Here is a 24120-nt window from a genome sequence, read left to right on the forward strand (position 1 = left end):
AATGAAAAAGTCCTTTTTTTACCTTGCTTTATTTTCTCTCTCTGCCAGCTGTGTTGCCGCCGATCTCTCCTCACAGCAGGTCACTTCTCTGGTTAAAGCCGTGATCGAACCGCTGATGGAGCAGCAGGCGATCCCCGGTATGTCGGTGGCGGTGCTTTACAAGGGCCGGGCGCAGTTTGTGAACCTCGGCGTGGCCGATCTTGAGTCACGCCGCCGGGTTACGGAAAACACGCTGTTTGAACTGGGGTCGGTGAGTAAAACCTTTACCGGCACCCTGGCCGGAATCATGATCCGCAACGGCGAAATCCGTCTTAACGATCCGGTACAGAAAGTCTGGCCTCAGCTGACGGGTGAGCAGTGGCGTCCGGTGCGGATGCTGCATCTGGCGACCTATACCGCGGGCGGCCTGCCTCTACAGCTGCCCGATGAGGTGACCGATCAGGCTTCGCTGCTCCGCTTCTATCAGAACTGGCAGCCAGAGGCAGCACCCGGTCTGCAGCGCCAGTACTCTAACGCCAGTATCGGTCTGTTTGGCTCGCTGATGGTGAAGGGCGATTATGAGCAGGCGATGGAGCGACATGTGTTTCAGCCGCTGCGCCTGACGCGCACTTACATTACCGTGCCGCCGTCGATGATGCTGAACTACGCCTGGGGCTATAAAAACGGTCAGCCGGTTCGGGTTTCCCCCGGCATGCTGGATGCCGAAGCCTATGGCGTCAAATCCACCGCGCGTGACATGCTGACCTTTATGCAAGCCAACGTCGATCCCAACCGGTTGTCGGCGGGCAATGCCGTATTGCGCAATGCCATCCGCACCGCGCAGTCGCGCTATTTTAACGTCGGGAGTCTTTACCAGGGGCTGGGCTGGGAGATCTACGACTGGCCCGTCGATGCTAAGACGCTGCTCAAAGACAACGATAATGGCGTGGCGCTGAAACCGCGTCCGGCGACCCTGATCAATCCGGTCGGACCGTCGCAGAGCGCCAGCTGGGTGCATAAAACCGGCTCTACTAATGGATTTGGTGCCTATATCGCTTTTATTCCTGAGCAGAACAGCGGCATCGTGCTACTTGCCAACAAAAATTACCCCAATCCGCTTCGCATCCGCGTAGTGTGGCAGATTCTGCAGGCGCTCCGGCAGGGTACGGCTGAATAATACGCCTCACGCCTGCTCAGCCCGAGCAGGCTGGCACCCTCTGTTCATTTGCGCTAAAATGAAAATCAAATGAACAGGAGGCTGCTATGTCCATCGCCATCTACACACCCGCTCAGCATCAGCATAACCGTTCGCTCCTGCACGCCCTGAACCTGCCGGAAACGCTGCCTGATGCACACCAGCGTATCGCAACAGGATTCAGCAGCGGCGTGCTGAAACGCACCGCGTCATTGTCCACCTTTGATGAGGGCTGGCTGTGCCGTCTGGCGGGCATCGATCGCACCACTTATAACCGTAAAGTCAAAGATCCGCAGCAGACCTTTTCGCCCGATCAGAGCGGACGGATCTATATGTTGATCCGCGTTCTTTCTGCCGCCAGCACCCTGTTTCGTGACGACAGAGAGCGGCTGGTGCAGTGGCTGGAAACGCCCGCCAAAGCGCTGGGTGGTAAAAAACCAGCCGAGATGACCACCACGGTGGTGGGTGCTGAAGCGGTGATTAACCTGATTGGTCAGCTTGAGCATGGCGTGATCACCTGATGGCGGTGCCTTTCTTTCGCCTGGTGAAGCGTGAGTATGCGATGACCGCTTTTGATGGGTTCGGTGCCCGTACTTATGGCGGGCGCTGGAATTCTGTGGGAACGATCTGTGTCTATATGGGATCGAGCCGGGCGCTCTGTGTGCTGGAGGCGCTGGTGCACCTCACCATTCAGGATCTGGCGCATGACTACACAATGCTGGCGATTAACGTACCGGAATCGCTGATCACCGAGCTTTCGCTGGCGGCGTTACCCGCTGACTGGCAGGCCGATCCTGCACCATCTTCTACCCGACAAATTGGTGATGACTGGCTCGCCAGCCCGGACAACGGCCTGGTGCTCAAGGTGCCGAGCACGCTGACGGGTGAATGGAACGCGCTATTCAATCCCCGTCATCCGGCGGCAGCGGGCATCATCAGTAAAGTGGTGGCAGAACCGTTTTTCTTCGACCCGCGCTTCCGGCTGCAACAGGACGCCGGTTCCCTGACCTCTCTGTAACATGAGTGATGCATCACGCTGACGGCTGCGATTCCGACAACGCCTGCGCCGCGCAGATCAATGCCAGATGGCTCAGCCCCTGCGGCATATTGCCTCGCCAGCTCTGACTGCGGACATCATACATCTCATTGAAGATATCGACGTTACCGTGGCCGTTCAGCGTATCAAGAATCTCCTGCATCGCCTGTTCCGCCTGGCCGGTCTCGCCCATCTCTGCCCATGCTTCTACCAGCCAGAAGGCGCAGGCGAGAAAGGTACTCTCTTCCTCTCTGACGCCGCTGTAGCGATAGAGCATGGCGCTGCCGTCGCCCAGCGCCTGCTGGATTGCGCGGTAGGTCGAAAGCATCCGCTGCGGATTAACCGCGTTGCCGTAGCCGTGAACCAGCGCCAGCGATGCGTCGAGGCGATCGTCACTGCCGGCGTAAAAGAGATAAGCCTGCTGTTGCTCTGACCAGCAGTGCGACTCAATCCAGTCGCGAATGCGGTCACGTTCCCGCTGCCAGCGTCCCAGCCAGGTCGGTTCGATATGCTGGCTTTCGGCCAGCGCGACCGCCCGGTCCAGCGCCATCCAGCAGGCCATCTTGGAGTGGGTGTAATGTTGCAGCTCCGGCAGTTCCCAGATGCCGCAATCTTTCTGCCGCCAGTGATCGGCGCAGCAGTTTGCCAGCTCACCCAGCATGCGCGAGGTGGTGATATCCAGTACGTGTCCCGCTTCAATAAAGTGCTGTGCGGTGACCAGCATGTCGCCATACATGCTGAGCTGCAGCTGGTCGCGGGCGTTGTTGCCAACCCGCACCGGCTGAGAGTTTTTATAGCCGCTCAGCGGCGGATAACGCTCGGCGGGCACCTCATCGCCATTCAGGGCATAGCAGGCCCGCAGTCTGACACCGTGACGCATAATGGTCTGCGACAGCCAGGAAAAGGCCGCCTTACAATCTTCCAGCGCCCCGATATAGACGAACGCTTTAATAATCAGGCAGGCGTCGCGCACCCAGGCGTAGCGGTAATCATAATTTTTCTCGCCGCCGATACCTTCCGGTAAGGAGGTGGTCGCGGCAGCGGCCAGCGCACCGGTCGGAGAGTACCAGAGAAACTTCAGCGACAGGGCAGAGCGCTTTACCAGTGCCGGATAGCTGCCAGCGTAACGCAGGCTCTCCACCCAGCTGGTCCAGCCGGTGTGACTGGTTTCGATCCGCTGATCGATAGCCTCCAGTGGCGGCACCGCCAGCGGCTCTTTTTCGGTCACCAGCAGCGCGCAGAGCGATCGGGAACCGGCCGTTGTGCGCAGCGTGGCGCAGACCTGCTCATCATCCAGCTCGGTTATCTGAATATCTTCGCTGGTGCGAAACATCGCCATGATCTCCGCGATGTGAAATACCTTGCCTTTCTCATTGTCAGCCACCCAGGGCGAACGGGTTTCAGCGGCAGTGCCGAAACGCAGGGTGATCGCTAATTCCACCTCCCCGCTGACGCCCTCAATGCGACGCGCCAGTTCACACCACGGCAGACGGCCCGCCAGCGTGCTGTTGATTGATTCCGTCAACAGTACGCTGCCGCTGTCCGTTTCGAAACGGGTTTCCAGCACATTGCTGTTGTCACGGTAGCGGCGCGAAACCTGATAGGGCGTGCGCGGCACGATCTGAAAGTAGCCACCGAGTCCGGCATCAAGCAGGCGATCAAACAGCGGTTTCGCATCGAGATTAGGCGCGCACCACCAGTCAATAGCCCCATCCGGCGCGATCAGCGCCACCGAGCGGCCTTCACCAATGGCGGCATAATCACCCAGACCCGCAAAGCCATCTTCTCTGACCGGCGAATGAATGATCGGGTTTTGCATGGTCTGCTTCCTTATTTCACTGTAACGAGAATTCTTCTGTGGGCAAAAACGGGACAAAAAAATGGCCGCGTTATGCGGCCATCAGAGACAATTTACAGCGTGCCGGTGCCGCCATCAGAGCACCAGACCTGACCGGAGGAGTAGCTGCTTTCGGTTGAGGCCAGGGTAACGTAGAGTGGGGCGATCTCAACCGGCTGACCGGGACGGCCCATCGGTGAATCGGCACCAAACTGCTTCACTTTTTCCATTGGCTGTCCGCCGCTGGATTGCAGTGGCGTCCAGTATGGGCCTGGCGCGACTGCGTTGACGCGAATACCGTCGCCACCCAGCTGCTTAGCCAGCGATTTGGTGAAGGCAACGATACACGCTTTGGTCTGCGCATAGTCGAGCAGAATATCGCTGGGTTTAAAGGCCTGTACTGATGAAGTATTAATAATCGACGCACCGCGTGGCAGATATTCCAGCGCTGCTTTGGTGATCCAGAACATCGCATAAACGTTGGTTTTAAACGTTGCGTCAAAATCTTCCGTACTCAGAGTACGAATGGACTCATTAAATTGCTGACGACCGGCGTTATTCACCAGAATATCCAGACCGCCTAATTTATCAGCGGCGTCTTTCACCAGCTGCTGACAGAATTCTTCAGAACGAATGTCGCCGGGAATAGCGAAAACTTTACGGCCTTCCGCTTCGATTAATTTAATCACTTCATCGGCATCGGGCTGTTCTTCCGGCAGGTAGTTAATCACCACGTCTGCGCCTTCACGGGCATAAGCGATGGCTACAGCGCGGCCAATTCCGGAGTCACCGCCGGTAATCAGCGCCTTACGGCCGGTCAGTCGGCCAGTACCGCGGTAGCTGGTTTCACCGTGGTCTGGAACCGGGATCATCTTGCTGGCCAGGCCTGGCGCCTGTTGTGGCTGGTCCTCAAACGGAGGCTTAGGAAATTGATCCAGATCGAGCGTCTTGTTAGTTGGTGTAGCCATTGTATGCTCCTTGAACAGAGTTATCTGAGACATTAAGCCTGGCACAAATGTGATATTTGTCACATCTGACTGCTGATTCATTGAGCAGATAAAACCAGAATAACTTAATAATGCAGATAAAGCGTAGTCAGGAAATCGATATTGTGTGCGGCACTGTCCGATTATTTTCAAAGGGGGCAGGAAATAAGTAAAGCGAAGCGTAAAACCGACTGGGGATTATTTCAGCAGGTGAAATGTTCCGGCTGAAAATAAATAAAGGGCAGTTAACCGCCCCGTACTGAACCCCGCCAGACCACATCGACCGGATATATTCTCCGCTCCTGCTGTTGTTCATTTTTGGGTGTTAGCGTTTCCGGTTGCGCTTCTTTCTCCACCAGCCAGGCAATCGCATCGCGGGCAAACTGCTCCACTGGCTGCGCAAAGGTGGTGAGGTTATACGAGGACCAGCCCGACTGCGGGATATTGTCATGCCCCATGATGCAGAGATCCTCCGGAATACGCAGTGCAAAGCGGTGACGCGCCTCATCCATAAAACCGCAGGCGAGCAGGTCGGTAGCACAGTAAACCGCATCCGGGCGAATGTTACGCGTCAGCAGACGCTGGGCCAGAATCTGGCCGCTTTCATAGGAGGTGGTGCCGAATCGCTCCACCTGAACTGTGATACCCGCTTTTTGCGCCGCCACCAGAAAATCGGCTTCGCGCTTCAGCAGACTCGGCGTGCCTGCCAGCGAATTGACAAAGGCGATGCGATTGCAGCCTGCCCGGACAAAGGCGTTAACCGCCATTTCGGCGGCAGGGCGGGAGTCGGGATTAATATTGAGCGTGCCGGGCAGGGATTCGTCGCGGTTAATCAGCACCAGATGCTGACCGTGCTTGTAGCAGAGCCGGGTAATGCCGCTGTCCGGCATACCGGAAAGAATGATTGAGGCGTCGGCACGGAAATTAATCGCCTGTTGCAGTGCGTCGGAAACCCGCGCATCCGAGCGGTCGGTGTTGATCAGCATCGCCACTTTTCCCGCTTCCTGCAAATACTGGGTCATCCAGCGCACCAGGCTGGCACGGTAGGGCGTATCCACTTCGGAGGCGATTAAGCAGACAATGCCGCTGCGGTTGCGTACGAGACCGCGAGCCAGATGATTGACGTGATAGCCCAGCTCTTCAGCCGCTTTCATCACCCGCTGACGGGTGGACTCCGACACGCTGGCACCTTGCGTAAAGGTGCGGGAGACCGCTGACCGGGAGACGCCTGCCCGGTCAGCGACATCCTGCGCACTCACTACTGCTTTAAGCTGCTGCATCTTTTGCCTAGCCCCTCTGTTGCCTGTACTGAGTCTGCCTGAAATTGCAAGGGTGTGCAAAGGGTGCCTGCCTGCCAGATGTTTCAAATTTGTGACAGACCCTGACAATTGCATAGCAACTCAATTGACAGGGTCGCCGGGTCGCCGTACTACTTTGCTTACATCTTTGCACACATGTGCAAAAGCTGGCGCACATGCGTCATCCAGCCCCAGGAGAACACCATGCGTTATCCCTCTCTGCTCGCTGTTGTCATCATCTGCCCTCTGGTGCCGTTTGCTGCCTCGGCGGCGGGCCTTAATATGATCTGCTCTGCTGATGTGGTGGTGTGTGAACAGATGACCACGCTGTTCAGCCAGAGTCATCCCGACATCAAACTCAGCATGGTGCGGCTCTCTGCCGGTGAAGCTTATGCCCGTATCCGCAGTGAAGCGCGCAATCCCCGTACCGATATCTGGTGGGCGGGCACCGGTGACCCGCATATGCAGGCCGCCGAAGAGGGCTTAACCCAGGCCTACAAATCTCCTCTGCTCGATGAGCAGCAGCCGTGGTCACAGAAAGTCGCGGAGATCTCCGGGTATCGCACCGTGGGCGTCTATGCCGGTGCGCTGGGCTGGGGCTACAACACGAAACTGCTGGCGGTGAAAAAGCTGAAGGTCCCGGCCTGCTGGGCGGATTTACTCGACCCTGGCTTTAAAGGGGAAATTCAGATCGCCAATCCTAACTCCTCCGGCACGGCCTATAACACTCTGTCGACGCTGGTGCAGATCATGGGTGAAGACAAGGCCTTTGACTACCTGAAGAAGCTCAATGCCAACATCTCTCAGTACACTAAGTCCGGCTCTGCACCGGTTAAGGCCGCCGCGCGCGGTGAAACCACCGTCGGCATTGTTTTTATGCATGATGCCGTGGCGATGGAGGTGGATGGCTTCCCGATTAAGCCCGTCGCGCCCTGCGAAGGCACCGGCTATGAAATTGGTTCAATGTCGATCATTAAAGGCGCGCGCAATCTGGCTAATGCTAAAAGCTGGTACGACTGGGCGCTCAGCGCGGAGGCTCAGTCGCACATGAAAGAGGCGAAGTCGTTCCAGTTGCCTTCTAACCGCAAGGCGGAGATCTCTCAATACGCGCCACGCTTCGAGAATATCAAACTGATCGATTATGACTTCAAAACCTATGGTGACTCGGCAAAACGCAAGGCGTTGCTGGGTCGCTGGGATAAAGAGATTGGTGCCAGCGCGCAATAACGGTGGTGTGCGCCCGGCCTGCTGAGCCGGGTCTGTGCCAGACCGCGGTGGCGTAAGCCTGATGTCCGCTTCCTGATGGAGGTGATTTATGAATGCGCACAATCGTCGCTTAACCGGCACGCTGCTGGCGGGGGCCATCGCGCTGACGCTGCTGCCCTGGTATAGCCTGGAGCAGGGTTTTTTTACGGGAGACTGGCTGTCTAGCCTGTGGGCCGATGAGAACAACACACCGGCGCTGGGGCAGCTCGCGTTACGCAGCTGGCTGGGGATCGCCGTCGCGCTATGGCTGCTCTCTGCGGCCAGCGTCTTTCTGCCGCCAGGCCGCTTCCGCAGCACGCTGCTGCTGCTGTTCAGCGTGGCGGGCATTCTGTTTCTGGTGCTGGAAGGGCATGCCATTGGGTTTAGTGGCTGGAACTGGCTGTGGCTGGAGAACCTCTTCGGGCCGCTGGCGCAGGGGCAACCGGCGATGGGTGCGGGCGCACTGCTGCTGCTGACCGTCTTTCTGCTTATCTTCGCCTTTGCCCTGGCGGAGCGCGGCGTGCTGAAAGGCGATGCCTTTGTGGTGGCGTCAATTGTGCTGCTGGTGGCGCTGGTTACGACCTTTGTGCTCTATCCGGTGCTGAGCCTGTTTGTTGCCTCGGTGCAGGATAGTGACGGCAGCTTTAAACCGGACGGGCTGATTGCCAATGTGCAGGATCCCGCCATCTGGAGCCTCGGCTGTTTCACCGGCGGCTCCTGCGGCACGGCCTGGCGCACGCTGGGACTGGCGCTGATGACCGCCAGTGGTTCTACGCTGCTGGGCCTGGCGTTTGCGCTGGCGGCCACGCGTACGGGGCTGCCCTATAAAAAAGCGCTGCGGATGCTGACCATATTGCCCATTATCACGCCGCCATTTGTTATCGGTCTGGCACTGATCCTGCTGTTTGGCCGCTCCGGCGTGGTGACAGCATCGCTGGCGACGCTGTTCGGTATCGAGCCGGGCCGCTGGCTCTATGGGCTGACCGGCATCTGGATTGCCCAGGTGCTGTCGTTTACTCCCATTGCGTTCCTGGTGCTGATTGGCGTAGTTGAGGGGGTCAGTCCGTCACTGGAAGAGGCGTCGCAGACCCTGCGCGCCAGCCGCTGGCGCACGTTCTCCCGCATCTCGTTGCCGCTGATGGCGCCAGGTCTGGCCAACGCGTTCTTAATCAGCTTTATCGAAAGCATGGCCGATTTCGGCAACCCGATGATGCTGGGCGGCAGTCACGGCGTGCTCTCGACAGAGATCTTCTTCTCCGTGGTCGGCGCTCAGAACGACCCAAGCCGCGCGGCGGTGCTGGCGATGATCCTGCTGGGCTTTACCCTTGCCGCTTTTCTGGTGCAGCGCGTCTGGCTCTCAGGCAAAAGCTTCGCCACCGTAACCGGCAAAGGCGACGGCGGCCGTCATGTGATGCTGCCGCGTCCGGTGCGCTACAGCGTCTATGGCATGGTGATCCCGTGGGGACTCTTCACCCTGGTGATCTATGGCATGATCATGATTGGCGGCTTTGTGCAGTCCTGGGGGCTGAATAATAACCTGACGCTGGATCACTATATCCGCGCCTTCAGTGTCAGCGTGAATCAGGGGCAGCTGGTCTGGAGCGGCGTCGCCTGGAATTCCTTCTGGACCACGCTGGAAATCGCCCTGATTGCCGCACCGCTCACCGCCATTGTGGGGCTGCTGACTGCCTGGCTGATCGTGCGACAGAAGTTTGCCGGCCGTCAGACCTTTGAATTCATGCTGATGCTGAGTTTTGCCATTCCCGGCACGGTGATAGGTGTGAGCTATGTGATGGCCTATAACCTGCCGCCGCTGGAGATCACCGGCACCGCGATGATCCTGATCGCCTGCTTTGTCTTCCGTAATATGCCGGTCGGCGTGCGGGGCGGGATGGCGGCGATGAGCCAGCTGGATAAGAGTCTGGATGAAGCCTCACTGACGCTGGGCGCCAACAGTTTCCGCACGCTGCGCAAAGTGGTACTGCCGCTGCTCAAACCTGCGATCAGCGCCGCGCTCGTCTACGCCTTTGTGCGGGCCATTACCTCGATCAGTGCGGTGATTTTTCTGGTCAGCGCCCAGTACAACATGGCGACCTCTTATATTGTCGGGCTGGTGGAGAATGGCGAGTATGGCGTCGCGATTGCCTACTCCTCGGTACTGATTGTGGTGATGCTGCTGATCATTGGTCTTTTCCAGCTGCTGGTGGGCGATCGTCGCCTGCGCCGTGCAACCCAACCGGCGGTGATTGTTGCCGCACCCTCTGCATCTACTCTGACTCAGGAGAGAGCCGTATGACGACCATTAACGCCGGATCGGTGGTGTTTGAACATGTCGCGAAGCGATTTGCTGGTTTTACTGCAGTGCCGGATCTGTCGCTTACCGTAGAGCCGGGCACGCTGGTAACGCTGCTCGGGCCATCCGGCTGCGGTAAAACCACCACGCTACGGCTGCTGGCCGGGCTGGAGCATCCTACCTCGGGGCGGATTCTGATTGGCGGCAAAGAGGTGACCCATCTGCCCGCTAATGAGCGCGACGTGGCGATGGTGTTTCAGTCCTACGCGCTGTTTCCGCATATGAACGCCATCGACAACATTCTTTACGGTCTGCTCTCTTCTGGCATGAACAAACGCGAGGCGCAGGACAGGGCGCGCGAGGGGCTGAAGCTGGTGGGGCTGGAGAGTCAGGGACAGCGGCTGCCATCCGAACTGTCCGGCGGACAGCAGCAGCGTATTGCGGTGGCCCGTGCGCTGGTGCTGGAACCGCAGGTGCTGCTGCTTGATGAGCCGCTGTCGAACCTCGATGAGCGTCTGCGCCGTCGGGTGCGCACCGATATCCGCGATCTGCAGCAGCGGCTCGGGTTTACCGCCGTCTACGTGACCCATGACCAAGAGGAGGCGCTGGCGGTCTCCGATAAGATTATTGTCATGAAAGAGGGAGATATTGCTCAGCAGGGCGCGCCGGAGACGCTTTACCATTCGCCCAATTCAGTCTTTATCGCGGATTTTATGGGTGAAGCCAATATTCTGCCCTGTGAAGTAGAACAGGCGGATGCAGATGACGCGCTGGTGCGGCTGGGTAATCAGCGCTTCCGGGTGCGGGGTGCCGGCGCTAAACCCGGCACTGCTCAGCTGGCGGTGCGGCCACAGTTTATTACGCTGTCCGGCGACGGTCAGGGTGCGTTGCAGGGTGAAGTGATCCACAGCACCTGGCTGGGCGATCATATCGAATATGAAGTCGCTACCGAGCTTGGCGCGCTGTTCATTATCGACCCGCAGATGGAACAGCGTCTGCCGCTCGCCGCCACGGTTGGCGTCAACTTTAAGCCGCAGGGTTTAGCCCTGATAGCCCGTTAATCTGATTAACCCGAGGAGTTCGCATGGAATCGCAGGAAATAATGGCGCGACTGGCGTTAGCGGAAGCCGTTGCCCGCGAAGGGGGCGCTACCGCGTTATCCTGGTTTAACCGCCGCGAGACGCTGGTAGTGGAGACGAAGTACGATTTGCAGGATGTGGTGTCGATTGCCGACCGGGAAGTGGAGCAGCTGATCGCCAGCCATATACGGGATGCGTTTCCCGATGATGGCTTCCTGGGCGAGGAGACGGGTCTGCAGGCGGGAACCTCTCACTATACCTGGGTGGTGGATCCGATCGATGGCACCAGCCCGTTTCTCAATGGGATGCCGAGCTGGTGTGTTTCTGTTGCGGTGCTGCGTGGCGATGTACCGGTCATCGGGGTGATTTTCGCACCCACCTATGAGGAGTGCTACGTAGCGGCACTGGGGCAGGGCGCGACGCTTAACGGGCGTCGTCTGCAGGTCGATGCCACACGCACGCTGCAAAACCACGTTACCGGCTTTGGTGCTAACAGCTATGTCAGTCCGCAACAGGTGGGCGAGATTGTGGCGGCGCTGTTGTCGGCGGGCGGTAACTTTATCCGCATCGGCTCCGGCGCGCTGATGCTGGCCTGGGTCGCGGCTGGTCGGGTCGTGGGTTACTACGAACCTTATATGCACGCCTGGGATTGCCTGGCGGGTTACTGCCTGGTGAAAGAGGCGGGCGGCTGGTGCCACCCGTTCAATACCGAAGGCGACCGCATCACTAAAGGGGCCCAGGTGCTTGCTGTGGCACCCGGCGCCGAAGCGGACCTCCGCCGCATTGCTGATTTGTAGGTCAGTGACCCTGTCACGCTGACTGTACTCAGGTCAGCGTGATGCCGCAGGGCTTAGCGTTTTCGTCAGATAGTGGCGCTGCATGCCGTCCTGCGGAAAATCGGGCAGGGACATCTGCTGCTGATAACCCTGTTTCTGATAAAACGGCAGCGCCTGAAAACTAAATGTATCCACCAGCGCAAAGAGACAGCCCAGTTCAACCGCCTCCTGCTCTGCCGCTTCCATCAGCGCACGCCCCAGACCACTGCCACGCAGCGTTTCGTCCACCCAGAGATAATCAATACAGAGCCAGTTTCCTTTGCGCGAGGCGATCAATCCGCCGCGTAACACACCTTCTGCATCTTTGTGAGAAACCGACAGCGGCCCCCAGTTCTCCCGACTGATAAATTGCCGGTTGTAAGCCCCTAATCCTGCCAGTAGCGCTTCCCGATCGTCGTCGTTTTGCTGATGGGTAAGGATAAATGTGCTCATCCTGTTCCTCTCTTATCCATGCGTTGTCTTTATCCCTCAAAAAGGATAAATTCAACATTATCCTCTGAGAGGTATAATCTGTATATTATCCTTTTAAGGGTATAAAGTGCGCTTTATACCCCATCGGGGATAAACCCTCTGCGCTATGCTTACAGCCTGTGATTCTTTAGGAGTGACCCCATGATATACAGCCCGCTACAGCTGGCAAACCGGCTAAAGCTTATCCGCCAGCGCAACGGCTGGACCCAGAGTGAACTGGCGAAAAAGGTTGGCCTGAAACAGGCTACCATCTCTCACTTTGAAAATGCGCCTGACACTACCTCGCTGGCCACGCTGTTTAAGCTTTTACAGGCGCTGGAAGTGAGTCTGGACGTAGTGGAAAAAGAGGAGGCCAGTGCGCCTCAATTGCATGATGAGGATGCGTGGTAATGCAAAGGCTGATTGCGTGGATGAACGGCGAGCGGGTAGGCGTGCTCACCCGGCAGCGCAATGGCGCTCATGAGTTTCAGTATGACACCGGCTGGCTGAGTAACCCGCTATCCAGGCCACTGTCACTTTCTCTGCCGCTGCAGGTTAAGGCAATCACCTCACACGCCGTGATTAACTTCTTCGATAACCTGCTGCCAGATAGCCCGCTGATTCGTGACAGAATCGTGGCGCGTTACCAGATTAAATCCCGTCAGCCGTTTGACCTGTTGCAGGAAGTGGGACGTGACAGCGTCGGGGCGACTATGCTGTTGCCGCCCGATATGCCGCTGCCCGCGCTGCAGGCTCGCTATGAGGTGCTGGATGAAGCCCGGCTTGAGAGTGTGCTGTCAGCCTATCAGTCAGATATCCCGCTGGGGATGTTGCGTGAAGAGACTGACTTCCGCATTTCGGTGGCGGGCGCACAGGAGAAAACGGCGCTGCTGCTGACCGAAGAGGGCTGGAGCATTCCTGCCGGTGCCACGCCCACCTCGCACATCATTAAGCTGCCGATCGGTGAGATTAAACAGCCAGCCTCGACGCTGGATATGCGTGAAAGCGTAGAGAATGAGTATCTCTGTCTGGCGCTGGCCCGCGCACTGGGTATTGATGTGCCGCAGGCGACGATTATCCGGGCCGGTAAGATGCGCGCCCTGGCCGTTGAGCGCTTTGATCGCCGCTGGTCGCGCGACCGAACCCGGCTGATTCGTCTGCCACAGGAGGATTTCTGTCAGGCGCTGGGGCTGCCATCCTCGACCAAATATGCGTCGGACGGCGGGCCGGGCATTGCAGAAATAATGCAGATACTGATGGGATCGAGCAACGCCATTGAAGATCGCTATCGCTTTATGATGTTCCAGGTGTTTCAGTGGCTGATTGGTGCTACCGATGGTCACGCAAAAAACTTCTCGCTGTTTATTGAGCGCGGCGGCAGTTATCGACTGACACCCTTTTATGATGTGATCTCCGCTTATCCGGTGCTGGGCGGTACCGGCCTGAACAGGCGTGCACTAAAGCTTGCGATGGGGCTGCGTGCCACTAAGGGGAAGAAGACAGAAATCGACAAAATCTTTCCGCGCCATTTTATCGCCACGGCAAAAAGCGTCAGTTTTGATCGTGACAGTTTGCAGCAGATCTTCGACTTCTTCGTCCGTGAGTTTCCCAAAGCGGTGGTCTCAGTGCGCGAGGCCTTACCGGCCGATTATCCACAGCACATCGCCGACGCCATTTTCAGTCATTCACTGATTATGCTGGAGCGGCTGCGGCACAAAGAGTGATGGCGCTATAAGCTGGCACTATCCTGAAAAACCTCGCCTCCTGTGTATGGCTAAAAGCCTGTCGGCTATGCTTATCTGACAGGCTTAACAGGAGAGTCATGGTATGAAGTGTCCGGGATGTGAAGGAGAGGCGTTTGTGTACGCCACGCGCGACGTCAGTCTTAATACGGGTAATCCCGAGGACGTTGTGCCGGATGTAAAGGGCGATCACTGCATCCGCTGTGGCGCGGTGATTATGAATGCCGGAACGTCGGAGTTATATCCCGAAAAGGCTGAAGCGCTGGAGAATGCCGGCGTGCCTGTTAAATGAGACAAAGAGCCCGCTTAGTGCGGGCTTCCTTGTCTCTGTGACAGGTGAATGTCCCTCTTTTGATAACACGCAACGAGTAAGTTGTGTGATGGTGGCACCGTACAGGAGAAACCTCAGGTTTACCCTGGGAACGGGAATCACAATCACATCAATCTGGCCACTGGAGTGCGTTATGGATGCCAATCGCTATGCCCTGAAAACAATCCCGTCACCGCCGGTCTTTCCCGGTGTTGCCAGCCCTGTGATATCTGATGAAACACTGCATCGCCGTCTGGCCGCCATTATTGAGCGGATGCAGCAGCAGCAGATTGCGCAACTGATTATCTATGCCGACAAAGAGCACGGCAGCAATTTTGAATATCTGGCGGGATTCATTCCGCGTTTTGAGGAGGCGCTGCTGGTGGTGAATCAGCAGGGCGAGCTTACCTATATCATGGGTAATGAGAACCTCAAGCTGGTGCCTTTTGCCCGCAATCCGGGACGCTGTCTGCATGCGCCGATCTTTTCGTTGCCCAATCAGCCGATGCATGGGGAGCAGCCATTGGATCAGCTGTTAACAGAGGCAGGCATTAAGGCGGATGAACGCACCGGGCTGGTGGGCTGGAAGCTGTTTACCGGCAGGCAGCAGGCGCTTTTTGATCTGCCGCAGTTCGTCTACGCTGCAGCGGCTCAGGCGGCGGGTGGCGATGTGCATCTGGTTAACGCCACCGGATTGTTTATCTCGCCAGACCTCGGTGCGCGTTGCGTTAACTGCGCCGATGAAGTCGCCTTTTATGAGGCTGGCGCCAATCTTGCGTCAACCGCGATGCTGGCTGCGCTGGATAGCGTAGCGCCGGGTGTGACAGAGAAGGCGTCAGGCGCACGGCTGAATGCAGAAGGGCAGCCAAACAGTGTCGTCACGATTGCCGCGACCGGCGATCGTTTCGCCCAGGCCCGGCTCTATCCGTCAGACAAACAGATTTCAACTGGCGACAAGCTCTCACTGACGGTCGGCTATAAAGGCGGCCTGACCAGCCGCTCTGCGTATGTCGTCAGTGAGGCTTCTGAGTTACAGTGTCACGTTTCTGACTGGTTAGACCGGCTGGCGATCCCCTATTATCATGCTGTGGTCAGCTGGCTGGAGCAGTTGCGAATCGGAATTACCGGCGGCGAACTCTATACGCATATCGAAACGGTACTGCCCAAAGCGCAATATGGCTGGCATCTCAATCCAGGACATCTGGTGGCTGACGAAGAGTGGTTAAGCTCGCCCATCTATCCCGATTCAGCAGTGACCCTGAAGAGCGGTATGCTGTTGCAGATTGATATTATCCCATCGGTGCCGGGTTATGGCGGCTGCAGTATTGAAGATACGGTCGGACTGGCAGACGCCGCATTGCGTGACGAGCTGGCGAGCCGTTTTCCGGCGGTGTGGCAGCGTATGACCCGGCGCAGAGCCTACCTGACCGAGGTACTGAAAATCCGGTTGTCCGGGGAGGTGATTTTACTCTCGAACACGGTAGGCTATCTGCGCCCTTTCTTACTGGATAAGCATCGTGCGCTGGTGCGCCGGTAGAGAATGCACCGGCCGCCTCAGGCCGGTAATAATTTGTAAAATTTAACTGAGAGTAAAACCCAAACGCATCTGTCAGGATACGCGCCTCAGAAAGTTCCTGGTTGCTCTCATTCGATGAAATGGTTTACCAAAAACGCGGTTTTGTTTGCCTGCAAAACCTCCCTTGCCGCGTTTATCGCACTCTCTGTGGCGCTGTTACTCAACTTTGAAAAACCGGCCTGGGCACTAACCACCGTGTTTGTCACCTCACAACTCTATGCCGCCTCGACCGTCTCGAAATCGCTGTTTCGTCTGATGGGCACGCTGCTCGGCGGCATCTTTATTCTGCTAATCTATCCCGAAACCGTGCAGTCGCCGGTGCTGTTCAGCCTCAGTGTGTCGCTATGGGTGACGGTCTGCCTGTATCTTTCTCTGCATGACCGCACGCCGAAGAGCTATATCTTTATGCTGGCGGGTTACAGCGCGGCGATTATGGGCTTTCCCGATGTGGATACGCCATCTGCGATTATCAGTACCGTGATTTCACGTATTGAGGAGATCACGCTGGGGATCCTCTGCAGCACGCTGGTTCACCGGCTGGTGTTCCCGGTGTCGATGCACCATCTGCTGGGGCAGAGCGTCAATCTCTGGTTTCAGAACGCGCGCAAATTATGTGATGAACTGATTAGCGGGATGGCAAAGAACAAATCGCTGGAGCGGGAAGATATCCTGATCCAGATGGCGGGTTATCCACTGAGTGTTGAAACGCTGCTGACCCACTGTGTTTATGAGGGCGAAGCGGCGCGTAATGTCATTCGTCTGGTCAGCGTGCAGTATCAGCATCTGACCTATCTGCTGCCAACCCTGACCGCGATTGAGGCACGGCTGGGCGTGCTGGCCGAACTGAATATCCGTTTTCCGCAGTGCGTTACCGATGTATTTCAGGCGTTTCTGCTGTGGCTGCATCATGACCGCATTAATGATATCGCCGGACTGCGTGAGGCGATTGCTGCCAGTCAGGCCACCCTGGAAAATCAATGGCGGGCAGGGCAGCTTGCCACCGAAGAGAGTCTGCTGCTGATCGGCCTGCTGGAGCGGATGGCTAACTTTGTCCGTATTGCCGATGCCTTTGAGAACGTCAGTGCGCGCGCCGGGGATCTCTATAGCCATGGAGATGGGGCGGCGATCCGCAATATCCGCGAACACCGTCATATCGACAAGGGGCTGCTAAGACTCTCTGCGCTGACCGCTTTTCTGGCAACCTTTCTCTCCAGCCTGTTCTGGATTGGCAGCGGCTGGGCCGATGGCGCGAATGCACCTTTAATGGCGGCCATCATCAGCTCATTTTTTGCCGGCGTTGATTCCCCGGTAACGCCTATGAAACTGTTCGTGAAAGGGGTAATGATTGCCCTGGTGGTCAGTCTGTTCTATATCGCCTTTCTGATCCCGCAGGCTAACACGTTGCAGGCGCTGATGATCTGTCTGCTGCCGGGTCTGATGCTGCTGAGTCTGGTCATTGCTAACCCGGCGACCAATATGGTGGGGCTGAGTGTTGCCATTCAGATCCCTGGCTTTATCGGCCTGAGCCATCACTATGTCCCGAACCTGATCGTCACGCTTAATGCGGCCATCTCATCAATGGTGGGGATTATGTTTGCGGTGGTGCTGACGGCGTTGATCCGTAACAAACGACCGTCATGGATTGCCAGAAGAGCGGTGCAGCGCGGACTTCGCGATCTGTTAGGGTTTATCAAAATGGTGGAGCGCAATTCGGCCACGCTGCTGTCTCGCCAGCAATTTATTGCGCGGATGCTCGACAGGGTGAACGTGATTCTGCCGCGCAAACGGCTCGATCCGGTACCGGATATCGTGGTGGGGGGGTATCTGATTACCGAAACCTGGCTGGGTGCTAACTGCTATGATTATTATGCGCGCTATCGTGAGGTGCTTGAAAGCCATCGGATTGATAGCGGACAGATGTTTCACGAACTGGCGCTCTATCTGAAGCGCAAGATGAAGAGGCTACAGCTTGCGCCGCATCAGGATCTGCTGGATGAGCTGGACCTGTTACTGCTGCGGCTAGAGCCGATTGCCCGACAGGAGAGTGGTGCAGTTGCACCGCTAATCCATCTGTTTAATATTCGGGTATCACTATTTCCACATCAGCGCTGGCCAGATTAACCCGGTGTAACAGGGCTGGCTGGTGGGGCTAAGAGAGTGCTTGCCAGGACCAGAGCGGATGATCTGATTTTAGTTACATCATACATTAGCTCTTATTCAAATTAAGAATCAGGCAACGTGCTCGTATAGATTGTCTGGCAGGAAAATAAGGTCAGCAAAGTGGAAAGGTTGGCTGGTATAAATGGCCAGCAATGGCCTGAGCGTGAAGCGCAGGCATTATACCGCTTTTAATTCCGTCTGTTGCATTCGATTCTCTGGCCAGACACGCCTGGTTGAAACCAGTCATAAACGCGTCCTGCTGCGCCAGAAGCCTGCAATAAGAGCAGGGCGCGTGCATCTCACTGCAGGAAAGCAGGGTTGATGCAGGAAAAGTTCAGCGGTAATAACTCAGCGGCTTTCCTGCGGCTGGAGTTGATAAATCCACGCACTGTATTGCCGATTATCCTCGGCAGAAACGCAAACCTCGACGCGATCGTAACCATCTTCAAACGCATCCAGCATCGGCCAGTGGGCATCCAGCTGGTCGGAGAGAAACAGATAACCCGGCACGTCGGGGCCATGCTCATCCAGAACGATGCCCGGAAAATCAGCCGCTGCGCCCCAGCCTTGCTGATAGAAGGTACCGTTAACCGAACCGGCCAGCCATTCTCCGCCAATATTTTCCAGGATATGGGCATTCTCGCGGCCCGGACAGAGAGTGCCATAGACAAATAAGCGTTTCATTTTTTCTCGTTGTTGAAACAGTGGAAGCCAGCAACTCTAGCGCGGCTAAAATGGATTGTCTTGCGGAACCGCCTCATGAGCCTCTCAAAACGCCATGCACAGGTAAATTCTGCCTACTGCCAGCCCCATCAGATGCGCAGAATTCATGTAGCGACGCCCAGGACTGCCGCAAAAGGTCGGTTTTATGTGCACTCTGCCTGTTGGCAGATGGCACTCCCGTCCGGTTACTTCAAGATTGTCGTGTAATTAACCGGAATCCCCTGGTCATTGATCACCGCATAACTCACTGACTCACCGGGTTTCGGCGGAGTGTGACTGTCAATATAAGCATCAGATTGTGGGGCAAGAGTGAGATTTTTTATTGATTGCTGACCTTCAGAATAGACATTCAAGCTCATGAACCAGGGAGTAGGATTCGTTATGGCGATTTTATTTCCCTTTACCGCGAAACGGAGCTTTTCCGGATCGGTGGTCAGCGGGGCGTTTAGTCCCTCAGGCCGGATAAAGATTTTTAGCCGGATTCGTAGCGGTAACACCACGTTACGTTCAGCCGCGTTAAGCTCTTTTTTCAGCGCAGGGATCTGATAAATATTTAACCAGTAGAGGCTCTCTTTGTCCGCGGGCAGCCCCTGACGTGAAGTAAGTAACAGACGCAACGATCGCATTTCTTCCGGATACATTTTTACCACCGGCGGTATGACTATGACTCTTGCTTATTACAGGATTAACCTGGCAAGGAACGGAGTGAAGAAAGCGTAGTTACACGTGGACGCGTTTACGACAACTTAGTGGTTTGCACGGCAGACTATGAGGATGAACATAAAGCGGTGATGTATAGACGCCTCTACAGCATTTTTGTGGCCGACAGCCCTGATGAATGCGCTAATTTTCACGTAGCGACGTCACTGCTTAAGTTGTGCAAAGCACCTGAGCAGAGAAACGGTCAGAATACGCAGCAGTGCATTCAGCCAGCCGCAAAGGGCGAAGCCGTCATCGCATCGTCCGACTGCACATTTTCGACATCAGATTTGTTGGTAAGAGGATAGCGTGTAGCGTCACAGAAGAAGCTGTCCCGCAGGGAAAGCCATGCTGAATAAGTAGCATCACATTATTTCAGTTTCGGAACAGAGTAAGCGACAATAACAAGGCCAGGCAGACATTGTGATCGTTTCTGACAGATTTTGCTGTAAAGAGGAAAACCGTCAGGATCAGCCCAAAATGGTGAGCAGACCATACAACAGAGCATCACGCTTCCGGCCATAATGAGTGTGCGCATAATGTATATTATGTTAAATAAGATATTAACAGCGCACTTATCACTTCGATACTGCTCCGTTCTTTCCTGGTGTTCCGGCAATCGCTCTGCCCTGCGTCTTCGAACTGATTCCTTCAAACTTCCCGTCTGGTAAGAACCCCGGACGACGATTCGGTCCGGGGTTGGATTCATGATCGGTCAGTTATTTGAGATGCGAACGCAACTCTTCACCCGCCTGATTAATGGCCGTTCTGACCGTGGGTTCCTGACTTAACGCGTTAAGCAAACCGTAATCATGAATCATGCCATTGTAACGCGTCACGGTAACCGGCACGCCTGCTGCATCCAGCTTACGACCGAACGCTTCACCTTCATCACGTAACACATCCAGCTCTGCAGTCTGAATCAGCGTTGGCGGCAGCCCCTTCAGCTGTTCAGTGGTGGCACGCAATGGTGATGCCAGGATGTTATTACGATCTTTTTCCGAAACGGTATAGTTATCCCAGAACCACTTCATCATGTTCTTCGTCAGGAAATGTCCGTCAGCAAATTGATCATACGACGCGGTGTCGAAACGCGCATCGGTAACTGGCCACAGCATCACATCATAACGGATGGTTGGCGTTTTAAACTGTTTCGCCTGCAAGGCAACCGCCGCCACCATGTTACCGCCAACGCTATTACCGACCAGCGCCAGACGTTTCCCGTCAACGCCAATTTCAGCGCCATGTTCGGCGACCCATTTAGTGGCTTCATAGGCCTGAGTAATTGCCACCGGGAAATGGGCTTCTGGCGATGGTTGATAATTGACAAATACCGCAGCAGCGCCGGATGCATTCACCATGTCACGTACCAGTCGCTCATGGGTCGGAAAATCACCCAGCACCCAGCCACCGCCGTGGAAGAACATAAACACCGGCAAGGTGCTGCTGGCGTGCTCGGGCTTAACGATGGTCAGCGTCAGAGGCTTGCCCTGTACGGTGATGATCTTCTGTGAAACCTGTGCCGGCGGCAGTTCTGTGCCCTTCTGCGCACCCGTTAATACCGCTCGGGCATCTTTGACGGAGAGTTGCTCAATCGGTTTACCATTTCCGCTGTTGAGCGCCTTCAGGAAAGCGGCCACGCCTGCAGTCGGTTGCGGACTGTTTTCAGAGGGTGCAGCAAACGCGGTACTCATCTGGCTGGCTAACAATAATGCACTGGCGATCAGTTTCATTTTCATCACAGGATTCCAATTAACTTGCTATTAAGTAGTGTGCTATCTGGTTGGCAGGACAATGACACGACGAATCTAGATTGTAAACTACTAAATAGCACGCTATTTATGTGGCACTTTTACCCTCTCTGATTATTTTCGTTATTAACAGGCTACTTTGCTGCTATCTGTATCGATTTTCAGCAATCAAGCGCGACGCCTGAGCGTCTGAAAAACGTTAAAAGCATAGTGTTTTTTCTGGTTAAGTTCAGCATGCACGCCAACGGTGCTCGCTACCCTATCCCGCTGCTGAGTCCGTTCGGTTATACACCCTGTCTCGGTCAGACCGTCGATACATGTCCGGCAGTTGATAACTGACGAGATGATTCTGTATGCCGTTGTTAGTGGCCGGCCTGACCCTGAGCTTTATCGATCGCATCCTGCAGCATCGATTCCATGGCGCCACCAGGGAATACCGTTACGGTCTCTTCGGTCGCACCCGCTACAGGCATCACAATGATTCCCGGCGTGCCCTGAAAGCCTGAATTTTTCGCCAGGATATCCGTGCGCGACAATGACCCGAGCATATCGCTGTTTTTTAACTTACCGGCACCCGCTGCAGAAGCCGCCTTAGTGACATCTTTATGCGTCAGCGCCCCTTCAATATGACCACTGGCAAACAGTGCATTGTGGTAACTCATATAGGCATCGCCGCCCTTTTGCTGCCAGATTCTTAAACCTGTTTCGGCTGCTTCAAAAGAGGATTTCCAGCGATAGCCAAAAATGGGCCACTCTCTAAAGATAAAGCGTACCTGGGGATTCGCTTTCATCAGTGACTGAATAACGGGGGCCTGACGGGCACAGACGCTGCACTGATAATCGAAGAATTCTATAACCGCGACTTTAGCGTTCTCAGGCCCAATAGCAGGTACCGTTTTATCATTCAGCAATTCATCCTGATGTTTAATTACCGCAGTGGTCATCGCTTTCATCTGCTCGTCATACTGAATTTTCTGCAGTTTCTGATCCACTTCAACCAGTAATTCCGGATGCTTCAGCAGCCAGGCTTGCGCTATCTCGCCAATACGGGCTTCCTGTTCAGGTGTAAACAGCGGTTCATCGGCGGCAGCTTGAGTCCGGGCAGGCTTTTTCGAGGTGTTTTCGTCTGTGGCCTGCTGCTCTGAGGTTACTGCCGGATGTGGCTCACTCATTTCTGCCCCGGAAGATGAATCAGCTGTTGGTTTTGTAGCCGGTGACGGTTGATTACTGTCCGCTTGGGGCTGAACCGGTGCAGAAGTCTCAGCCTGCTGCGTTGCCGGCGCTGAACCGGATGCAGCTTCTGGCACCGTTGCGACGGATTGCTGCTCTGATATTGGGCTGGATGAAGTTGTCGCTACAGAACCAGCCGGTTGCTGCGATGCAGCAGCGGTTGTTGTCGCGGCTGGTGCTTCAGTACTGGCTGGCGATAGCGGGCTCGCCTCCGGTTGCGAAACCGCTGCTGCTGCAGGTGCAGGCTGGGTATTCACCGGGCTATTTAAGGCGGGATCGGCAGTCGATAACTCCGTCGCCATTGCCGTTGAAACATCAGTAGCGCCTGCCAGTAACATAAGGGCCAGCGCCAGTTTACGCATTCTCATTGCTTGTCGTCCTGAATAGGGTTGTTTATGTGGTATGGCGATAGCCATCGTCCTGATGCCTTCTGATAATGATTACCGGCATTGCCAGGAAGGGATTCTCTGCGCTGCCATGCCGGATCAGGACAGCAGGAGTAATAAAAAAGAGCGGCGCTACTCTGGGTGCAGCGCCGCTCTGGCTATTTTCATTAGTGAAGCCTGTAACTTATTGACTCACGTCATATAAAGACAATTCATACCCGTTAACGCCCTGCTTTCAGGACAGAATTGAGAAGTGGTTTAACATGAACTTTTATTCTGGTAAGCACTGTCTGCACTGAAGCAGGTCTGAGGTTTATATTTGATATTTGTATGATGTAACTAAAAAAGTGTGTCTCTTCTCAGAAATTTCACATTTCCTGCGGCTGAATATCTCTTTGCCCTCAGGCGCATTACTCTTTCTGAACTGTCATCCGACTTCAACCAATCAATAAAGGAAACATTGATGAAAACTTCATATGCTTTGATTGCAACATTACTGATGACCTCTGGCGCATCCGCTATCGCAGCTCAGCCTGCTACCGCTAAAAATCCACTGAGCGTGCACGTTCTTAATCTGCAAACCGGCCAGCCAACAGCCGGTATTGAAGTTGAACTGGATCAGAAGCAGCAGGATAACTGGGTGAAACTGGCATCAGGCGTCACCGATAACAATGGTCGCATCAGCGCCCTGTTCCCGCAGGACAAAACGGCCAGCGCGGGCAGCTACCGTGTCGTGTTTAAAACCGGTGACTTTTATAAAAAAACCAATCAGAAAACCTTCTTCCCTGAGATCCCGGTTGAGTTCAACATGGACGCCAGCGGTGAGCACTACCATATCCCGTTACTGCTGAGCCCGTTTGGTTACTCAACCTATCGCGGCAACTAATTTGCCCAATCCGGCACTCAGGTGCCGGATCCTCACTCTTCTGCAACCCGCGCCGGAAAGCACGCCACCAGCCAGTCGATAACCCCCCGTAACCGTTGCTTCACGTGCCGGTTTTGCGGATAAACCCGATGAAACGAATAACCCGCTGGACGCCAGTCGCGCAGGATCTCCACCATGTCACCCTGCCGCAAAATTGATGACAGCGAATAGCTGAACGTCTTAATGAACCCTGCCCAGCCAGTCCCGCGGCCAGATGCCCGTTACTCTCATTGACGCCAATACGATGCGCTCTGGTGATCTTAACTTTCACTCCCTGACGTTCGAACCGTAACGAAGCTTCCGCGACAAACTCCCGGTTCAGCCAGACCTGCACAGTACAGCCTGGCTGAACCATTAACGTATCAGTCCCTGCTTCAGAACCCG

At 55.6% G+C, this 24120-nt stretch carries 22 protein-coding genes and 1 pseudogene; 14 read left to right on the plus strand and 9 right to left on the minus strand.

What is annotated here, in order from left to right; translation table 11 throughout:
- Position 1 precedes the first annotated feature (1 nt).
- The 3 genes from ampC (at position 2) to ACTJKZ_RS04955 (ending at position 2192) form a co-directional block, all read left to right on the plus strand.
- Entirely contained in the window at positions 2 to 1156 is a 1155-nt protein-coding gene (gene ampC / locus ACTJKZ_RS04945) for a class C beta-lactamase (protein ID WP_440829314.1), read from the plus strand.
- A gap of 86 nt (positions 1157 to 1242) precedes the next feature.
- Positions 1243 to 1695 carry a type II RES/Xre toxin-antitoxin system antitoxin gene (parS, locus tag ACTJKZ_RS04950; protein WP_161734809.1) on the plus strand — a complete coding sequence of 151 codons (453 nt, stop codon included), beginning with the start codon at positions 1243 to 1245 and terminating at the stop codon, positions 1693 to 1695.
- Complete coding sequence (locus ACTJKZ_RS04955) at positions 1695 to 2192, plus strand: RES family NAD+ phosphorylase (protein ID WP_222924021.1); 498 nt, start codon at positions 1695 to 1697, stop codon at positions 2190 to 2192. Before parS ends, ACTJKZ_RS04955 begins: the two co-directional genes overlap by 1 nt.
- A gap of 13 nt (positions 2193 to 2205) precedes the next feature.
- On the opposite strand, the gene ACTJKZ_RS04960 is transcribed toward ACTJKZ_RS04955, so the two are convergent.
- From ACTJKZ_RS04960 to ACTJKZ_RS04970, 3 genes are all read right to left on the minus strand, one after another.
- Complete coding sequence (locus ACTJKZ_RS04960) at positions 2206 to 4029, minus strand: glycoside hydrolase family 15 protein (protein ID WP_440829315.1); 1824 nt, start codon at positions 4027 to 4029, stop codon at positions 2206 to 2208.
- 92 nt (positions 4030 to 4121) lie between these two features.
- Complete coding sequence (locus ACTJKZ_RS04965) at positions 4122 to 5015, minus strand: SDR family oxidoreductase (protein WP_161734799.1); 894 nt, start codon at positions 5013 to 5015, stop codon at positions 4122 to 4124.
- Between the two features lie 263 nt (positions 5016 to 5278).
- On the minus strand, positions 5279 to 6313 hold the full coding sequence (locus ACTJKZ_RS04970) for a LacI family DNA-binding transcriptional regulator (protein WP_161734797.1): 1035 nt from the start codon (positions 6311 to 6313) through the stop codon (positions 5279 to 5281).
- 222 nt (positions 6314 to 6535) lie between these two features.
- On the opposite strand from ACTJKZ_RS04970, the gene ACTJKZ_RS04975 reads away from it, so the two are divergent.
- The 4 genes from ACTJKZ_RS04975 (at position 6536) to ACTJKZ_RS04990 (ending at position 11745) form a co-directional block, all read left to right on the plus strand.
- Positions 6536 to 7558 carry an ABC transporter substrate-binding protein gene (locus ACTJKZ_RS04975; protein ID WP_260058212.1) on the plus strand — a complete coding sequence of 341 codons (1023 nt, stop codon included), beginning with the start codon at positions 6536 to 6538 and terminating at the stop codon, positions 7556 to 7558.
- Between the two features lie 88 nt (positions 7559 to 7646).
- A complete protein-coding gene (locus ACTJKZ_RS04980) occupies positions 7647 to 9872 on the plus strand; it encodes an ABC transporter permease (protein ID WP_440829316.1) in 2226 nt (741 codons plus the stop codon).
- A complete protein-coding gene (locus tag ACTJKZ_RS04985; RefSeq protein WP_161734788.1) occupies positions 9869 to 10930 on the plus strand; it encodes an ABC transporter ATP-binding protein in 1062 nt (353 codons plus the stop codon). Before ACTJKZ_RS04980 ends, ACTJKZ_RS04985 begins: the two co-directional genes overlap by 4 nt.
- A gap of 23 nt (positions 10931 to 10953) precedes the next feature.
- Positions 10954 to 11745, plus strand: coding sequence for an inositol monophosphatase family protein (locus tag ACTJKZ_RS04990; protein WP_161734785.1), 792 nt, complete (start codon positions 10954 to 10956; stop codon positions 11743 to 11745).
- A gap of 33 nt (positions 11746 to 11778) precedes the next feature.
- On the opposite strand, the gene ACTJKZ_RS04995 is transcribed toward ACTJKZ_RS04990, so the two are convergent.
- A complete protein-coding gene (locus ACTJKZ_RS04995) occupies positions 11779 to 12216 on the minus strand; it encodes a GNAT family N-acetyltransferase (RefSeq protein ID WP_440829317.1) in 438 nt (145 codons plus the stop codon).
- Between the two features lie 180 nt (positions 12217 to 12396).
- Here ACTJKZ_RS04995 and hipB point away from each other — a divergent pair, with 180 nt between their 5' ends.
- From hipB to ACTJKZ_RS05020, 5 genes are all read left to right on the plus strand, one after another.
- Positions 12397 to 12645 (plus strand): type II toxin-antitoxin system antitoxin HipB, encoded by a 249-nt coding sequence (gene hipB / locus ACTJKZ_RS05000; protein WP_161734780.1) that lies wholly within the window; start codon positions 12397 to 12399, stop codon positions 12643 to 12645.
- Positions 12645 to 13958: a type II toxin-antitoxin system HipA family toxin gene (locus ACTJKZ_RS05005; RefSeq protein WP_440829318.1), complete on the plus strand. Its 1314-nt coding sequence runs from the start codon at positions 12645 to 12647 to the stop codon at positions 13956 to 13958. Before hipB ends, ACTJKZ_RS05005 begins: the two co-directional genes overlap by 1 nt.
- A gap of 103 nt (positions 13959 to 14061) precedes the next feature.
- Positions 14062 to 14268, plus strand: coding sequence for a type II toxin-antitoxin system MqsA family antitoxin (locus tag ACTJKZ_RS05010; RefSeq protein ID WP_099257387.1), 207 nt, complete (start codon positions 14062 to 14064; stop codon positions 14266 to 14268).
- 172 nt (positions 14269 to 14440) lie between these two features.
- Positions 14441 to 15823 carry a M24 family metallopeptidase gene (locus tag ACTJKZ_RS05015; protein ID WP_440829319.1) on the plus strand — a complete coding sequence of 461 codons (1383 nt, stop codon included), beginning with the start codon at positions 14441 to 14443 and terminating at the stop codon, positions 15821 to 15823.
- A gap of 114 nt (positions 15824 to 15937) precedes the next feature.
- Positions 15938 to 17983, plus strand: a complete 2046-nt coding sequence (locus ACTJKZ_RS05020; protein WP_440829320.1) for an FUSC family protein — start codon at positions 15938 to 15940, stop codon at positions 17981 to 17983.
- 387 nt (positions 17984 to 18370) lie between these two features.
- Here the strand turns inward: ACTJKZ_RS05020 and ACTJKZ_RS05025 are convergent, their stop codons facing one another.
- From ACTJKZ_RS05025 to ACTJKZ_RS05040, 4 genes are all read right to left on the minus strand, one after another.
- The gene (locus ACTJKZ_RS05025; protein ID WP_161734767.1) at positions 18371 to 18706 is read right to left on the minus strand and encodes a gamma-glutamylcyclotransferase family protein; all 336 of its coding nucleotides are present in this window, start codon (positions 18704 to 18706) and stop codon (positions 18371 to 18373) included.
- Positions 18707 to 18930: 224 nt separating this feature from the next.
- Positions 18931 to 19410, minus strand: coding sequence for a fimbria/pilus periplasmic chaperone (locus ACTJKZ_RS05030; RefSeq protein WP_440829512.1), 480 nt, complete (start codon positions 19408 to 19410; stop codon positions 18931 to 18933).
- A gap of 753 nt (positions 19411 to 20163) precedes the next feature.
- Positions 20164 to 21183 (minus strand): alpha/beta hydrolase, encoded by a 1020-nt coding sequence (locus tag ACTJKZ_RS05035; protein ID WP_440829321.1) that lies wholly within the window; start codon positions 21181 to 21183, stop codon positions 20164 to 20166.
- A 374-nt stretch (positions 21184 to 21557) separates the two neighbouring features.
- A complete protein-coding gene (locus ACTJKZ_RS05040; protein ID WP_440829322.1) occupies positions 21558 to 22367 on the minus strand; it encodes a thioredoxin domain-containing protein in 810 nt (269 codons plus the stop codon).
- 77 nt (positions 22368 to 22444) lie between these two features.
- Here ACTJKZ_RS05040 and ACTJKZ_RS05045 point away from each other — a divergent pair, with 77 nt between their 5' ends.
- Both ACTJKZ_RS05045 and uraH read left to right on the plus strand, forming a co-directional pair.
- The gene (locus tag ACTJKZ_RS05045; protein WP_440829323.1) at positions 22445 to 22747 is read left to right on the plus strand and encodes a hypothetical protein; all 303 of its coding nucleotides are present in this window, start codon (positions 22445 to 22447) and stop codon (positions 22745 to 22747) included.
- 527 nt (positions 22748 to 23274) lie between these two features.
- Complete coding sequence (gene uraH / locus ACTJKZ_RS05050; protein WP_222924034.1) at positions 23275 to 23697, plus strand: hydroxyisourate hydrolase; 423 nt, start codon at positions 23275 to 23277, stop codon at positions 23695 to 23697.
- A gap of 32 nt (positions 23698 to 23729) precedes the next feature.
- On the opposite strand, the pseudogene ACTJKZ_RS05055 reads toward uraH, so the two are convergent.
- Positions 23730 to 24028, minus strand: a pseudogene (locus tag ACTJKZ_RS05055) (LysR family transcriptional regulator); the annotation flags it as partial.
- Between the last annotated feature and the right edge of the window lie 92 nt (positions 24029 to 24120).

Origin of the sequence: Pantoea sp. 22096 (assembly GCF_052045955.1) — a bacterium.
In the GTDB taxonomy this organism is placed as follows: domain Bacteria; phylum Pseudomonadota; class Gammaproteobacteria; order Enterobacterales; family Enterobacteriaceae; genus Pantoea; species Pantoea alfalfae.

Bases quoted from the DNA above. Each gene is read 5' to 3' on its own strand.
- ampC (WP_440829314.1), top strand. From the start codon at position 2: ATGAAAAAGTCCTTTTTTTACCTTGCTTTATTTTCTCTCTCTGCCAGC.
- parS (WP_161734809.1), top strand. From the start codon at position 1,243: ATGTCCATCGCCATCTACACACCCGCTCAGCATCAGCATAACCGTTCG.
- ACTJKZ_RS04955 (WP_222924021.1), top strand. From the start codon at position 1,695: ATGGCGGTGCCTTTCTTTCGCCTGGTGAAGCGTGAGTATGCGATGACC.
- ACTJKZ_RS04960 (WP_440829315.1), bottom strand. From the start codon at position 4,029: ATGCAAAACCCGATCATTCATTCGCCGGTCAGAGAAGATGGCTTTGCG.
- ACTJKZ_RS04965 (WP_161734799.1), bottom strand. From the start codon at position 5,015: ATGGCTACACCAACTAACAAGACGCTCGATCTGGATCAATTTCCTAAG.
- ACTJKZ_RS04970 (WP_161734797.1), bottom strand. From the start codon at position 6,313: ATGCAGCAGCTTAAAGCAGTAGTGAGTGCGCAGGATGTCGCTGACCGG.
- ACTJKZ_RS04975 (WP_260058212.1), top strand. From the start codon at position 6,536: ATGCGTTATCCCTCTCTGCTCGCTGTTGTCATCATCTGCCCTCTGGTG.
- ACTJKZ_RS04980 (WP_440829316.1), top strand. From the start codon at position 7,647: ATGAATGCGCACAATCGTCGCTTAACCGGCACGCTGCTGGCGGGGGCC.
- ACTJKZ_RS04985 (WP_161734788.1), top strand. From the start codon at position 9,869: ATGACGACCATTAACGCCGGATCGGTGGTGTTTGAACATGTCGCGAAG.
- ACTJKZ_RS04990 (WP_161734785.1), top strand. From the start codon at position 10,954: ATGGAATCGCAGGAAATAATGGCGCGACTGGCGTTAGCGGAAGCCGTT.
- ACTJKZ_RS04995 (WP_440829317.1), bottom strand. From the start codon at position 12,216: ATGAGCACATTTATCCTTACCCATCAGCAAAACGACGACGATCGGGAA.
- hipB (WP_161734780.1), top strand. From the start codon at position 12,397: ATGATATACAGCCCGCTACAGCTGGCAAACCGGCTAAAGCTTATCCGC.
- ACTJKZ_RS05005 (WP_440829318.1), top strand. From the start codon at position 12,645: ATGCAAAGGCTGATTGCGTGGATGAACGGCGAGCGGGTAGGCGTGCTC.
- ACTJKZ_RS05010 (WP_099257387.1), top strand. From the start codon at position 14,062: ATGAAGTGTCCGGGATGTGAAGGAGAGGCGTTTGTGTACGCCACGCGC.
- ACTJKZ_RS05015 (WP_440829319.1), top strand. From the start codon at position 14,441: ATGGATGCCAATCGCTATGCCCTGAAAACAATCCCGTCACCGCCGGTC.
- ACTJKZ_RS05020 (WP_440829320.1), top strand. From the start codon at position 15,938: ATGAAATGGTTTACCAAAAACGCGGTTTTGTTTGCCTGCAAAACCTCC.
- ACTJKZ_RS05025 (WP_161734767.1), bottom strand. From the start codon at position 18,706: ATGAAACGCTTATTTGTCTATGGCACTCTCTGTCCGGGCCGCGAGAAT.
- ACTJKZ_RS05035 (WP_440829321.1), bottom strand. From the start codon at position 21,183: ATGAAAATGAAACTGATCGCCAGTGCATTATTGTTAGCCAGCCAGATG.
- ACTJKZ_RS05040 (WP_440829322.1), bottom strand. From the start codon at position 22,367: ATGAGTGAGCCACATCCGGCAGTAACCTCAGAGCAGCAGGCCACAGAC.
- uraH (WP_222924034.1), top strand. From the start codon at position 23,275: ATGAAAACTTCATATGCTTTGATTGCAACATTACTGATGACCTCTGGC.